At 50.3% G+C, this 14,171-nt stretch carries 13 protein-coding genes; 1 reads left to right on the forward strand and 12 read right to left on the reverse strand.

Annotated elements, in window-relative coordinates:
• Nucleotides 1–40 precede the first annotated feature (40 nt).
• From ACLIN2_RS19860 to ACLIN2_RS19895, 8 genes are all read right to left on the reverse strand, one after another.
• On the reverse strand, nucleotides 41–856 hold the full coding sequence (locus ACLIN2_RS19860) for an ABC transporter permease (RefSeq protein WP_400587166.1): 816 nt from the start codon (nucleotides 854–856) through the stop codon (nucleotides 41–43).
• Complete coding sequence (locus ACLIN2_RS19865) at nucleotides 856–1,656, reverse strand: ABC transporter ATP-binding protein (protein WP_411501907.1); 801 nt, start codon at nucleotides 1,654–1,656, stop codon at nucleotides 856–858. The genes ACLIN2_RS19860 and ACLIN2_RS19865 overlap by 1 nt, the downstream gene beginning before the upstream one ends.
• A 22-nt stretch (nucleotides 1,657–1,678) precedes the next feature.
• The gene (locus ACLIN2_RS19870; protein WP_411501908.1) at nucleotides 1,679–2,746 is read right to left on the reverse strand and encodes an ABC transporter substrate-binding protein; all 1,068 of its coding nucleotides are present in this window, start codon (nucleotides 2,744–2,746) and stop codon (nucleotides 1,679–1,681) included.
• Between the two features lie 68 nt (nucleotides 2,747–2,814).
• Nucleotides 2,815–4,545, reverse strand: a complete 1,731-nt coding sequence (locus ACLIN2_RS19875) for a thiamine pyrophosphate-requiring protein (protein WP_411501909.1) — start codon at nucleotides 4,543–4,545, stop codon at nucleotides 2,815–2,817.
• Nucleotides 4,546–4,566: 21 nt separating this feature from the next.
• Nucleotides 4,567–6,018 (reverse strand): aldehyde dehydrogenase family protein, encoded by a 1,452-nt coding sequence (locus ACLIN2_RS19880; RefSeq protein ID WP_411501910.1) that lies wholly within the window; start codon nucleotides 6,016–6,018, stop codon nucleotides 4,567–4,569.
• A gap of 28 nt (nucleotides 6,019–6,046) precedes the next feature.
• Nucleotides 6,047–7,261, reverse strand: a complete 1,215-nt coding sequence (locus ACLIN2_RS19885) for an FAD-dependent oxidoreductase (RefSeq protein ID WP_092267678.1) — start codon at nucleotides 7,259–7,261, stop codon at nucleotides 6,047–6,049.
• 30 nt (nucleotides 7,262–7,291) lie between these two features.
• The gene (locus ACLIN2_RS19890) at nucleotides 7,292–8,395 is read right to left on the reverse strand and encodes a cupin domain-containing protein (RefSeq protein ID WP_092267677.1); all 1,104 of its coding nucleotides are present in this window, start codon (nucleotides 8,393–8,395) and stop codon (nucleotides 7,292–7,294) included.
• Nucleotides 8,396–8,412: 17 nt separating this feature from the next.
• A complete protein-coding gene (locus ACLIN2_RS19895) occupies nucleotides 8,413–9,252 on the reverse strand; it encodes a fumarylacetoacetate hydrolase family protein (RefSeq protein ID WP_411501911.1) in 840 nt (279 codons plus the stop codon).
• Nucleotides 9,253–9,454: 202 nt separating this feature from the next.
• Here ACLIN2_RS19895 and ACLIN2_RS19900 point away from each other — a divergent pair, with 202 nt between their 5' ends.
• Nucleotides 9,455–10,228: an IclR family transcriptional regulator gene (locus ACLIN2_RS19900; RefSeq protein WP_411501912.1), complete on the forward strand. Its 774-nt coding sequence runs from the start codon at nucleotides 9,455–9,457 to the stop codon at nucleotides 10,226–10,228.
• 53 nt (nucleotides 10,229–10,281) lie between these two features.
• Here the strand turns inward: ACLIN2_RS19900 and ACLIN2_RS19905 are convergent, their stop codons facing one another.
• Genes ACLIN2_RS19905 through ACLIN2_RS19920 form a run of 4 tightly spaced genes read right to left on the reverse strand, consistent with a single transcriptional unit; the run spans nucleotide 10,282 to nucleotide 14,075 of the window.
• Entirely contained in the window at nucleotides 10,282–11,292 is a 1,011-nt protein-coding gene (locus ACLIN2_RS19905) for a FecCD family ABC transporter permease (protein ID WP_411501913.1), read from the reverse strand.
• Complete coding sequence (locus ACLIN2_RS19910; protein WP_310237576.1) at nucleotides 11,289–12,296, reverse strand: FecCD family ABC transporter permease; 1,008 nt, start codon at nucleotides 12,294–12,296, stop codon at nucleotides 11,289–11,291. The genes ACLIN2_RS19905 and ACLIN2_RS19910 overlap by 4 nt, the downstream gene beginning before the upstream one ends.
• Nucleotides 12,297–12,339: 43 nt before the next feature.
• Nucleotides 12,340–13,278: an iron-hydroxamate ABC transporter substrate-binding protein gene (locus ACLIN2_RS19915; RefSeq protein ID WP_411501914.1), complete on the reverse strand. Its 939-nt coding sequence runs from the start codon at nucleotides 13,276–13,278 to the stop codon at nucleotides 12,340–12,342.
• 5 nt (nucleotides 13,279–13,283) lie between these two features.
• Nucleotides 13,284–14,075 (reverse strand): ABC transporter ATP-binding protein, encoded by a 792-nt coding sequence (locus ACLIN2_RS19920; RefSeq protein WP_411501915.1) that lies wholly within the window; start codon nucleotides 14,073–14,075, stop codon nucleotides 13,284–13,286.
• Between the last annotated feature and the right edge of the window lie 96 nt (nucleotides 14,076–14,171).

Below are 14,171 nucleotides of genomic sequence, written 5' to 3' on the forward strand. Positions count from 1 at the left end.
CCTACACGCCTTTTCTTTTGTGAAGCTATGCGGCTTCTGCTCAAAAGCGCCAAGGGGCAATTTTGCGCTCCAGCACTTTCAGCAGCTGATTCAAAACGACCGAAATCACCATAAGTACGGCTACATACCCTAGATACTCCCCTGTCTTAAACAGCTCGGATGCATGCCTGATTGCATAGCCAATCCCTTGGGTGGAAGCGAGCATCTCAGCTACTACGACCGCAATCATAGCGCGTCCAATCGCCAATCGGATCCCGGTTACGATGTAGGACATCGAGGACGGGAAAATGACCTCTTTAAACAGTTGCAGCTCCGTGGCACCATAGGAACGCGCTGCCTTGATCAGGGAAGTATCTGTCGTCTTCACTCCTGCTGTTGTATTAATGAGGATCGGAAAGATCGACATCGTAAAGACCATCATGATTTTGGACAACAGGCCCAGCCCAAACCACAGAATGAAGAGCGGCGTCAGTGCGATCACAGGTGTCGTGTACAAAGCGATGATAATCGGATCAAACGCATAGTCAAGCTTTCTCCAGTATCCGAGAGCGAGACCGATGGGAATGCCGATAAGTGCCAGAGCAAATCCGATGGCGAGCTCGATGAAGCTGGTCAATAAATGCTCGAAGACAGCGCCGTTTGCCATGAACTTCCAGATGCTTGCGATAATATTACTCGGCCAGTTGAAGATAAACGTATCGATCATCCCGATTTGGCCAAAAATTTCCCAGATCCCCAAAATGATGACTACAGTAATGACAGGGTACGTTACGGCTGGAGAGATCATGCTTTTTCTCTTCTTTTTCGCAGGGATGGATGTACTGCCTGTCGTCACCGCTTTGCTGAGCTCGGACATCAAGCTTCCCCCCTTTGATACTGTCTTTTGACTTCGCCTTTTAAATGGTTCCAGACTTGCGATTTGTAGTCTTGGTATTCAGGCAATAGCTTTGTCTCCAAGGTACGCGGGTAAGGAATGTCAATCGTCAGCTCCTCCACGATTCTGCCGGGACGAACTGACATGAGGAAAATCCGGTTTGAGAGAAACACAGCCTCGTCAATCGAGTGCGTAATGAAGATAACCGTCTTCTTTTCGTGAAGCATCAGCTTCAGGACTTCCTCCTGCATGATTTCCCTCGTCTGTTCATCAATGGCGGAAAACGGTTCGTCCATGAGCAGAATCTTCGGCTCCACTGCAAAGGCACGAGCAATTCCCACACGCTGCTTCATCCCGCCGGATAGCTGATGCGGATACTTGGACTCGAAGCCATCCAATCCCACCATGCGAATGTAATGCATGACTTTCTCCTGGATTTCACTTTTGCTTTTTCTCTCTAGCCGCAATCCAAAAGCAATGTTGTCGAATACCGTATGCCAGGGCATCAGGGCGAAATCCTGGAATACCATCGCGCGATCTCCGCCAGGACCGTTGACTTCCACACCATCGATGTAGATTTTTCCGGCACTGGGCCGATTTAAACCATCGAGTGTATGCAAAAGCGTGCTCTTTCCGCATCCACTCGGCCCAATGATAGAGATGAATTCTCCGGGATAGACCTGTGCCGACACGTTATTTAAAGCGTGAACCTGATTGGGCTCGCCCTCGTTGTAAATGACATTGAGCTGATGAAAATCCAATACGGGAACTGCCTGCGCCATCTTCCTCCAACTCCTCTCGCTGTCAATTCGGATAAAAGCTTTCGTCGATTACTTTGTCGATCGTAAGGCTATCATCGATGATCCCGATGTCCTTCGCGATTTTGAGTGAGAACTCAATGCCTTCTTTATTGAATTTCGCATCATCTGGAATGGTGGGCAGTACGAATTCCAAGCCTTTGCGTGTAACCTCTTCGCTAAAGCCCAGTTCCTTCACACCAATTTTCACGACCTCATCCAGATTCTTAGGGTCTTTCACAAATTGAATCGATTCTACCATCGCAGCCATAAACGCTTTCAGGATTTCCGGTTTTTCACGGATCATTTTGCCGCTTGCTGTAATGACGTCATGGTTAAGCCCCTTTAACTCGTCCTTGATTACCGCGATTTCCTTCATACCTGCTTTCTCTGCTTCCACATCAGAGGGTGTAGCGATGAGCGTGACGGCTACCTGCCCCGTTTTCAAAGCTGCCAAGCGAGCAGGCGATGCTCCAGCCGAAATGATGGTCACGTCTTTATCCGGCTGCAGGCCATGATTTTGCAGCCACCATCTCATCTGCATGTCTGTTCCGTTATTGGGTTGGAGTACGGCTGCTGCTTTTCCCTTGAGATCTTCTACCTTTTGGATGTCAGGGGAGACAAAAACTTTGAAGAGCGATTCAGAAACAGAAGCCCCGATAATCTTCATGTCGGCTCCTTGTGCTACACCGGAGATCACATTTTCCGGCAGGCCAAACGTCAGGTCGAAGTTGCCCGATTGCAAACCGCGGAGCGCGACTACGCCACCTTCCACGCCTTGAATCTGAACGTCCAAATTGTATTTCTCAAAGATTCCTTTCTCTTTTCCAACAAAAACAGTTGTAATATCTTGTGTGGTGAGGGCCGCACTGCCGATATTCAGCTTCGTCATTTCAGCCAGCTTTTGCTTGGGTGCATCTGCCTGTGCTGTGTTTTGCGCATTGGGTTGGGTTGGCGTAGCATTGGACGCTGCTGGCTGCGCAGACGATCCGGTAGAACTGGATTGGGCACAGCCACTCATGAGCAAAGCTGTGGACATGAGCAAACCGATCACACTTTTCCATGCTGTTCTCATCCTGAATAACCCCCTTCTTACCTTGCGAACTAAGAATGAATGAAAAATCGCTGTTGACCATATACGGGCTAGTCTTTTTGGTTCGATATTTTCGCAATGCGCACATCAATGACCGCGGATCGTCCGCTTTTCACGGCCTCCATGCCGGATTGCAGCGCTTCTTTTAAGTCTTGTGGGTCCACTACTGTTCTGGCGTACGCACCTCCAGCCGCTTCCGCCATCTTCGCGAGATCCGCCGGTTGATCAAAATTGACCCAGTAACGATCGTCACGCTTGGCTGCCCCATCCGGGTAGAGCTTCAGCAGATTTTGCTTGGTCGCGTTCCAGCCCTGATTGTTGTAGATCACGGTCAGAAACGGCACCTGGTATCTTCGCGACATCCAATACAGGGAGCCTGGTACTCCAAAGAGGTAGCAGCCGTCCCCGGTAAGACTTACTACCGTTTTGTCCGGTTGGGCCAGTTTGGCTCCGAAGGCTGCTCCTCCTGCCCACCCCAAGGAGCTTCCGCCATTCACAAAATGCGTCATAGGTTTAGTTCGAGGCAGATGCTGAGTCACAGCGAGTGCATTGGTGATCGTCTCATCCATGACGATCGTGTCTTCGTCAATGACTTCCCGCAGACATGCAGTCAGCCATTCCGCCGTGATAACGCCATCTTCTGGCTGCTTTTCCCGTAGCTTCCACTGCTCCCGCTGATCCGCATGCGCTCTCGCCAGCCGTTCGTATCTTTCCGAGATCACCTCTTCATCCAAGGGAACCGAGTGAATCGCGTCGATCAACTGGTCGAGTGCTTCACAAGAATCCGCCTGGTAGAAGCAGGTAGATGGCATATACCACAAAGGCAAATCTTGCTTGAGCGGATCGATATCGATGTAGTAGATTTGACAATCCTCCTTGGGCTTGAAAAGAGTCTGCACCCACGGAGCATCGGAATCGATGACGAGGATGACATCCGCCTTCTCCACCCATTCCCGCCCCTGAAAGCCTTGGTGCATCGGGTGATCCCACGGAAAATTCATATGACTGGCGTTTTGCTCAATAACGGGAATGGCCAGCGTGTCACACAAAGCGACCAGCTGCTGCACGGCCTTTGCATTTCGCCCCAAGTAAGAGGTAATGACCAAAGGATGTCTCGCGTTTCCCAGCGCAGCCATCATTTTCTCTACAGCTGAGCTGGGCAGTGGTGTCTTCTCGATTGGGGCCCATTTTTCCGGGGAATCGATACAAGGCGTGACCTCTTCCTCCAAAACCTCTCGTGCACCTGTTAGGTAGATTGGTCCTTGAGGGTCGGAGTGGGCTAATTGCATGGCCCGATACACGAGTCTCTTCACATTTTTGCCGGTGCGAATGTCGTACTCCCACTTCACGTAAGGACGCACAATCCCGCGCTGGTCATACACATTTTGCAGATGGTTGATATGTGTGTTTCTCGTTCCTCGCAGTTCCCCTTCCATGGTATAAGGAGTCTCTCCTGAAAAAATGAAGACAGGGACGCGTGATCTCGCCGCATTGTGAACGGTCCCGCCCAGGTTTTGCGTGCCGACGTCTGTGTGGACAAACACACCCTGTGCTTTTCCGCTCAATAGCGCGTATCCGTGGGCAGCACTCATCGCTACGCTTTCATGCGGACATATGATGACTTCTGGCAGTGCGCGGCCTGCTGTTTTTGCCTTTGCCAAGCCTTCGATGATTGCGGGATGATCGCTGCCCAGATTGGAGAACAGATACGATACGCCCCACTCCTGCAGAGCGTCAAGCAAGGCAGCCGCCGTGTTGTACGGGATCTGATTATCTTCCACTTGCCAACTCCTCCTCTTCTCTCAAGTTGTCCGATGGAGATTGATGGCGTGGTATTCGATGTATTCCGCAAGTCCCACTTCCCCATTCTCCCTCCCGATCCCGCTCTGCTTCACTCCACCAAACGGCATATGACGGTATCCAAGTGGTGTTTGACCATGACCATTGACAAAGGTCATTCCAGCTTCAAGGTCACGCGCGAGACGCATTGCCCTGTCCGGATCAGCGGACCAGACAGATGATCCCAAGCCGTACTCCGTTTGATTCGCCATCTCCACTACTTCTTCTTCCGTTCGATACGAGATCAGGGGAATCACGGGGCCAAACTGCTCACAAGTCACGATTTCCTGCCCTGGCTCCACATCCCTGACGACCGCTGGCTGCAGGTAGTAGCCGTTCTCCCAGTTGTCTGGCTCCAGCTTTGTTCCCAGATGAGAGACCGTCGCCTGGCTATTTTTCAATCGCGCCGTCAAATCCTGCACGTACTGGTATTGCTGCTTATTGTTGAGCGGCCCAAAGGTAGCTTGTTCATTCAGCCCGTGTCCGATTTTGAACGAGTCCACATATTCACAAAGCTTCGCATGAAAGGAATCGTACAAATGCTGGGGTACGTAGATTCGCTTGATTGCAAAACAGACCTGTCCGGACCGCCGAAATACCCCTGCTGCTATTTTCGGGACGACCTCATCCAAGTTTGCATCGTCGAGAACGATCGCAGGGTCGTTTCCTCCCAATTCGAAGTGAACGCTTTTCAGAGCATCCGCCGCATCCCTCATCACATGCGCTGCGGTTCTTCCGCCACCGGTGAACGAAACTTTCCGTACGAGCGGATGTGTCGTCAAAGCCTTGCCTACATCGGCATCACCATGAATGACGGAGATCACGCCCGGTGGAAAAAGCGCTGCCATCTTTTTCAATACCGTAGATGCTCCCATAGGGGCAAAAGGAGAAGGCTTGATGACAATCGTGTTGCCGGCAATCAGTGCCGGAGCAACTTTTTGCATCGTCAGGACAAGCGGAGCATTCCAGGGGACGATGCCCGCGATGACCCCGATCGGTCTTTTCTCCACACTCACCCAGCTCTGTGCATCTTCCACCCGTGTCTCTTGGAAAAAGGTCTGGGCCAGCTCAACTGTATTTTTGATCGCAGAGATCGCCAGATGCGTGATCTCCAGCTTCGTTGTCGAAAGAAGCATCCCATTTTCTCTCGATACCATAACAGCCAAATCGGAGGCTTCTTTTTCTAAGAGGGAGGCTGCCTGCTTCAAAAGAGCCATCCGCTCGTGCAACGGAGTCTTGCGCCACGAGAGGAATGCCTGATGGGCTGCTTCTACTGCCATTCCCACATGCTGGGTCGAGCCTTTTGCTACCAGCCCTACCACATCTGACAGGCGGCCCGGATCTCGCACTTCCATATAATTTTCAGTCGGAACCTCTTCATTATTGATCAGCAAATGTATGCGGCCCACACTCATCCTTTTCTCGCCCTCGCTTTCTACGAAACTAGACTTGGGTTTTCGGAAGCTCGCCGATTCCTTCTTCTCGTGCACTGGCGATCATGGCCGAAGCCAGGAGCCATTTCTTCGCTCTTTCCGGATCCGCGGCCAGCTCTGCCATCTCCTTTTGCAGCTGCAGGCGATGAGCTGGATCCTTTTCTTTTACGACGTTTGTATTTTTTTCGCTAATTTTCCGAACGTATTCCAAAGCCACCCGACGGCGCACTTCGTTGTAGGTATCGAATTCCGGTCCAGACTCTGCCCCTTCGCTGATACGCAGCAGACGGATGCTCAGATCAATCGCGTCGTGGATACCGCTGTTCAGGCCCAAGCCTCCCATCGGGCTATTGATGTGCGCCGCATCTCCCAATAGAATCACGCGCCCGTCATAAAAGGAATCCGCCACGCGCTGATGGATTTTGTAAATGGTATTTTCTACGATCGGAAAGGTATCTGTCGTATGAAGCGCCTTTTGCAACGTTTTTTGGATGTTCTCGGGATTGAGCGCTACCTCATCGCTTGTCTCAGGTGAGATCGGGTACAGGAAACGCCATGCTTCCGGAACACGCAGAATGAACAGGAACTCTTCCGGGTCCGAAATGTAATTCACAAAAGCGAGATCAGGAATATACCGATCAAAAGGTACGGGGGTTCCTACCAGCAGCCATCTTTCTTCCAGCGTATAGCCATCGAATCCCACTCCCAGCTTTTTGCGGACAGTGCTTCTTCCTCCATCTGCCCCCAAGAGGTACGGTGTGCGAATTTGATAGCTTCCCGAAGGTGTCTGTACCGTAACATTGACACCGCTTTCATCTTGTTCAAAATCAACTACTTCAGAATCGAACAGCAGCTTGGCGTGTGGGCGCGTGCTGAGGCGCTGCGCCAAAATCTCAACATAGGTGGCCTGCGAGCATTGCAGACGGAACGGATATTTCGTTTCATCCTTTAAAAGGCTAAAGTCGAATTCCGCATACAATCCCGTTTTGCGATCCCGGTATTGGACTTTATCCGCCGGCAGCCCTCTCTTCATGAGCTCGTCAGCTACACCAAAAGGCTCTAGCAGCTCCATCGTCCCCGCATGAAAGGTAGAAGCACGCCATTCCCGACTCGGTGTTGAGCCCTTCTCCAAAACAACAACCGGTATTCCTTTCAGTGACAGGATGTCTGCGACCGTCATTCCTACGGGGCCAGCTCCAGCGATAACAATAGGATCCTTGAACATGGTGTCTCCACTCCTTTGCTTGAATCAGGATTATTCCTCAATCGGTACGAAAACCTCGGTAATGATTTGCGAGCCACCGTTTTCCCGGTATTCTTCCTTCCGCTCGAAATCGAACGCTTCCATAATCGGCAAATCATTCGTAGAAAAGAGCAGAGCGTCTTCTGTTTCCGACAGATTCACGTGCTCATGCCAGACCCACGGCGGAATGACGAAGAAATCTCCCTCTGACCATTCAAACTTCACTCCGTTCATCACGGTGTAGCCGCTGCCTTTAAATACGTGATACACATTGCTGTGCACATGGCGATGCGCTTTTCCAAAGAATTTCGGGGGAAGCTTTTGCATGCGCGCGCCAATCCGATTATTCGCATCTTTGCCTGTCGAAGGATTGATGTACTCGATCGCATAGCCGTCAAAGGGATCCGGCTCAAATTCACTGAGTCCATCCAGGCCTTTTTGGGTCAGCTCCCACTTGTACCGGCCCAATGGCGCGATACTCGGACTCCGATCCGAAATGGGACGAACCATGCCGCCCTGATAACGTTTTGAGCTGTAATCATCCGGGACGAGCAGCTCTTGTTGCTTTTCGGGGTAAAACTCGGTAAAGCACACATTCATGAACAAAGTAAAGGGAACATCGAGGCAATCCATCCACATGATGGTCTCTTCGCCTTGATTGGTATGATCGTGCCACGTCCACGTAGGGGTAATCAGATAGTCGCCCGGTTCAAAGGGGATTTTTTCTCCGTTTACACGTCCTGATCCACCCTCGCCTTTCATAATGAAGCGCAGGGCTGTCGTCGTATGCCGATGGGCCGGAGCAATCTCTCCCGGTTTGACTGCTTGCACAGCCGCGTATAGCGTATGGGTAGCTCCCCCCCAGCCATAAGGGATCAAATCCTTCATGCCTGGATTGATCAGAAAAACAGCTCTCCTGTCTGCGCCGTCCCCTACCTGGAGCAAATCTTCCGCTTCCTCCAGATGCTTTTCAATCAGCTCCCGTTTCCATAAGTAAGGGATGGGTCTTGCTTTCGGTTCAATGGTATTCAGATCATGGATCGATGCCCACAGTGGCCCCAGATTGTTACGGTCCAGCTTTTCGTGAAACGAATGCAAATCAACGGACTGTTTCATATCGCCAAAACTCCTCCCTACTTGTATTCAACAGAGACACTGAATTCGCCGATTCTGTCGATCTGGATACGGATCGTGTCGCCTCCCTCGATTGGGCCGACTCCCTCAGGCGTCCCGGTTGTCAAAATGTCTCCGGGTTCGAGTGTCATCGCAGCAGAGGCTACCTCAAAGAATTTATAGCAGTTGTAGATCAAATCTTTTGTGTTGGCGGATTGACGCACGTCTTGATTCACCCACAATTGAAAGCCCAATTCGTTCGGATTGTTTACTTCATCAGCCGTCACAATCCAAGGACCAATGGGGGTAAACGTATCAAATGACTTGCGCCACGGGCGATCTTCCTTTCCCCGTACCGTGATATCCATCAAGGCAAAGTAACCAAATATGTAACGATGCGCCTCCGATGCCAGGACATCTTTGGCCTGCTTTCCGACTACGAAAGCCAGCTCCGCTTCATGATCCGTTCTTCTCTCGCGAAACGGCAGCTTCACAGTATCGCCAGGCCCGATAATAGAGGAAGGCGCTTTCAAGAAAAAACCGAGCTTTTCAATGGTGTATTCGGCGTTGCTGAATTGCTCATTCATCTCATCCTGATGCAAGTAGTAATTGACCGGCGCCGCCACAATCTTGGTTGGCTGCGGGACAGGCGGCTGCAGACGAACGTCCTCTAGGGCGTAGGACGGAACCTGAGAAAGGGCATCTTCTATTTGCGGCTTCAGATCCTCAAATCGCTCCATGAGGCGAATGAGGGAAGCTTGCGGGTTGGCTTGGTCCCAGGAGATCACCGATGAGAGATCATAAATGCGATTTCCCTCGACGACTCCGGGAAGAAAATGATTAAATAGCGCAATTTTCACTTTACTTACACCCTCTCTACTCGTATAGTGAGTTTATCAACTCGTTTTCTGAATTAAAGGTAACAAAAACCAAAAAAGTAGTCAATGTTTTTTGAAAATTAAATCTAAAGCTCTCGTTTTGTAAAATCTTGTTCGTTTTTCTTGGTCATGCTGTGTATACTTGATATGAAAAAAGATACATTTGGTCATTTTGGAGGTCCTTATGCGTGATGTAAATATGAACCCGATCCGCTCGATAAACAGAGCCGTCGATATTCTGCAAGCGTTTACAATCGATAGACCCAGCCTCACCATCGAAGAGATCACTCATCTGACGAAAATCCCTCACTCTACTGTCTATCGCATCTTGTGCACCCTAGAAACGCGCGGACTTGTGAAGTTTGATGAAAAAAGCCTGCAATACAAGCCCGGGCTGCGTCTTTTGGAGTTCGGCTTCCTGCTCTCATCTGTCCTCGATGTCAGCAAGGAAGCAGAAGATATCTTGGCAGACCTGCAGCTCAAAACGGGTCAAACGGTTCTCATGGCGGCGAAAGATGCGGACGAAATCCTCTATATCTTCAAAAAAGAGAAGCAAGAGGGATTGAAATTCTCATCCTTTGTCGGCCAGCGACGGCCCTATATTTACGGTGTCCTCGGTCCTGCTCTCCTCGCCTTTTTGCCTGACAAGGAAATCGAGCGGATTCTGCGATTACCTGTCACTGAGCATGCGACGCATACGCTGAGAGATCCGTCAGTCGTACGCGAACGGCTGAAGCAGATCCGATCCGATCGATACTATATTGAGACAAATGAAACCAACCTCGGTGTGACTGGAATCGGCTCTCCGGTCATTGGACTTAATAACGAGGCGATTGCCGCCATTGGAATCATCGGTCCCGCGGTGGAAATCGACGACCAACTAGACGGCTTCAAGCATTTGATCGTGGAGGCTTCCGAACGCATTTCGCTGAAGCTCGGGCACAGAGTCGTCATGTAGGATAGAGATAGAAAAAAGAGCAGGAAGCCACTGGCCCCTGCTCTTTCCCATCTCTAAGATTTCTTCCACAACAAGTACATAAAGTACGGTGCCCCGATCAAGGCTACCATGATTCCCGCTGGTATTCCTTCCGGGTCAGCGAGATTGCGTCCAATCGTGTCTGCCAGCAGCAGCAGCGCTCCGCCGAGAACAATGGCTACCGGCACATTCAGCTGATGCCGGGGACCTACGAGTGCTTTTGCCAAATGTGGTGCCAAGAGACCGATAAACGCGATCCCTCCTGTTACCGAAACAGCAGAGGCAGCCAAAGCGACAGCTGTCAGCAGCAGGATCAAGCGTTCCTTTTCTACTGCGAGCCCTACGCCAATCGCAACAGGCTCATTTAACGATAACAGGTTCAAGCGGTTGGCCTTGTATAGCGTAAAGGGTATCAGAATAACCAGCCAAGGCAAAATAGCCCAAATGAACGGCCAATCGGCTCCCCATATATTCCCTGCCAGCCATTTGGAGATAAAGTCTACTTTTTCCCTCTCTGCTGACGATATGAGGACAATCATGGCTCCGGATAACGCCATGGAAAAGCCTACCCCAATCAGTACGACTCTCACCGGCTGCAACCCTGTAAGCTTGCTAAACGAAAAGAAATAGACGCACAATGCCGTAAGGATCGCCCCTGCAAACGCAATGACCGGCAGCAGGTAGGCAAACGCCCCCGCGTCAATAGGAGCAAACAAAAAGAACAACGAAATCGCGACACCCGCACCGGAATTGATCCCGATTACCCCCGGTTCTGCCAGGTCGTTTCGAGTAACGCCCTGGAGAATAGCACCCGATAAGGCCAAAGCCATTCCTGCCAGCCACGTAATAATCAACCTCGGCAGTCGAACTTCAAACAGCACAAACTCTTCTTTAAATGTACCCTCCCCCAGCATAGTGGGCAGCAAACGGTCATAGGACAGCGAAGAATAGCCCATTCCCATGCCGATCACGATAATGACTGCTGTCATTGCCAAAAGCACGAACAAGAGAATTCGTTGTTTTCTAACAAGAGCTGGATGAATCATAGAAACGATTTCCCCCTTTTCCGGACGATGAAAAGGAAGAAGGGTAATCCCAGCACCGCAACCAATGCGACTACGGGAGTCTCGTAAGGCGCATTGACGGTTCTCCCGAGTGTATCTGCCAGCAGCATAAAAGCAGCTCCGATCACAGCAGACATCGGAATGATGTAGCGGTAATCCGTGCCAACCAGCGGACGCACTAGATGGGGAATCATCAGACCAATGAACGCCATATTTCCTACAAGCGCTACCGAAGCTCCTGCGAGCAGGATCATCACAATGAAGAGAATGGTTTTGATCAGCATCGTTTTTTGTCCTAGCCCCACTGCAACCTCTTCACTCAAGCTGAGAATCGTCAGCTGTCTGGACAAAATGACGGCCAGAATGATTCCGATCGTGATAAAGGGAATGATGATCTGCAGCTGACTCCACGATGTTCCAACGACGCCCCCTGCTGTCCACATGGAGACATCCTTGGAAACTTTGAAGTGAAGCGCTACCCCTTCTGCTACCGCGTATAAAAAGGCTGAAACCGCTGATCCCGCCAGCACCATACGCAGCGGCGAAAATCCACCTTTTTTCAGCGAACCCATGCCAAAAACGAGCAGGGCGCCTATTGCCGCGCCGATGAAGCATGCCACCATGATGCCTAAATAGTTCGCTGTAGGAATCAAGGCAATCGTGATGGCCAGAGCAGCGTTCGCTCCTGCTGTCAGCCCGAGCAATCCCGGATCGGCCAGAGGGTTTCTCGTCATCCCTTGCATGATCGCTCCTGCGACGGACAATGCCGATCCCACGAAGATGGCAGCGACCTCTCGAGGCAGACGAATTTCTCGTAGAAGTGACATTTTTTCGCCAGCTGCCCGCGTCGTCAGCGCCATCCATACATCCCTCAAGCTGGTATCTGCTGCTCCCAAAACCATGGCGATGGCGAACATCACCAAAAAAACAAGAAACGAAGCGACCAGCTTCGGCCCAAATAAATAGCGTCGATTATCGTTTGTCATTTGCCATCTCACTTCCAGAAAAGAATTCCTCCTAACGTGTCCCTTATTTTTTTCCAAGGAAATGCTCGCTGAAAAATGACAATTGATACTCCAGGGTAAGCGGATCGTTAAAATAAAACTCGTTCATGTTCGCTTCAAATACGTGATTGTTTTTGACCGCTGGCATGTTTTTATACGTTTCCGTCTCTTGGAAGGAATTGTGAGTGTCCTTGTTTTTGGACAAGATGACATAGTCTCCCGCAAATTGAGGCAATACCTCCAAGGAGAGCGCAAAATAGCCTTCCTTGAGAGCCGTTTCTTTTACTTTCTCAGGCATGTTCAGCTTCATCCCCTGAAAGAGAATCTCTGTACCGCGCCCCCAGTTGTCCCCGTATACATAAAGCTGTTTATCGAAGTTTTCAATAACTGATACCGTCGCGTTGTCACCGATTTTTGCTTTGATTTCTTTCCCTGTTTCTTCCATGCGCTTTTTGAAATCATCGACCCAAGCTTGTGCTTCCTTTTCTTTGTTCAGCAATTTCCCGATTTCAACATGCTGGCTCAAATAATCAAGCTTCCCGTATGTAAAGGTAACAGTCGGAGCGATTTGCCTTAGCTTGTCGAGGTTTTTCACATCAGACAGGGCCAGGATCAGATCCGGATCCAGCTCGATAATTTTTTCGATGTTCTCTTCTGAGACTTCAGCAACGTCTTTGAGTTTGTCGTTAAAGCGTGGGTTCTTCTTCGCCCAAGCGTCTACCCCAACCAGATTCACATTCAGTGCCATCACATTGCCTGCGTAGGAAGCGAGTACGACAACCCGTTTCGGGTCTGCTGGCACTTCGACTGGCCCTGTTTCCGATTGATAAGTAATCGTGCCTGTTTTTGCTTCCTGTGTCGGTGCAGCCGAGCTGGCGTTGTTGCTGGCTTCCGGTTGCTGACTGCCGCAAGCACTGAGAATAAATACGAAGACTAGTGTAAGCGTAAACCACATTTTTTTCATGATGTCTATTCCCCTTTAGCCAAGTTGTACGTGATACACATAGGTTTGTTTGTCCGAGGATCTCGTCCGATTTCGGCGTCAATCTGGAATACTTTTTTCAGTACGTCTGGCTTCATAACGTCTTCGCATCCGCCAGCCTTCACGACCTGCCCGTCTTTTAGAGCAATCATGTAGTCGGCAAAACGTGCGGCTTGGTTCAAATCATGCAAGACCATGACGATCGTACGGTCCTGCTCGACATTGAGCTTTTGCAAAAGCTCGAGGACTTCCAACTGATGGGCCAGATCCAAATAGGTAGTCGGTTCGTCCAGGAAGATAATTTCCGTCTCCTGCGCGAGCGCCATGGCAATCCAGACCCGTTGGCGTTGTCCACCTGACAGGGCATCTACAGGACGATATTTGAATTCCTTGGTTCCCGTAACCTCAAGCGCCCAGTCGATCGCTTCGTAGTCTTTTTTGGTCAACCGACCAAGCCCGCTTTGATAAGGAAACCGTCCATAGGAAACCAGCTCGCCTACTGTTAGTCCACTTGCACTTTCCGGTGTTTGTGGCAGGATGGCCATTTTTCTCGCAAGAACCTTCGTATTTTCTTTGGAAATGCTCTCTCCATCCAAAATGACCGTTCCGCCCTGATGGGAAATGATCCGTGTCATAGCCTTGAGAAGCGTAGATTTCCCGCAACCATTGGAACCGATGATGGTCGTGATTTTTTTATCTGGAATTTGCACGCTGAGTGTTTTTACAATCAGTCGTTCACCATAGCCAATGCTCAAATCCTCGGTATACAGGCGAGCCATTATGTACCCTCCATTTGTGAAAAAAGTTTAGGGGAGATCCTGATAATGATTATCAATTTCGTATTATACTATAAAGGGTGTTCATTTTTACTGTCA

This window comes from Brevibacillus centrosporus (genome assembly GCF_046622605.1).
Lineage (GTDB): Bacteria > Bacillota > Bacilli > Brevibacillales > Brevibacillaceae > Brevibacillus > Brevibacillus centrosporus.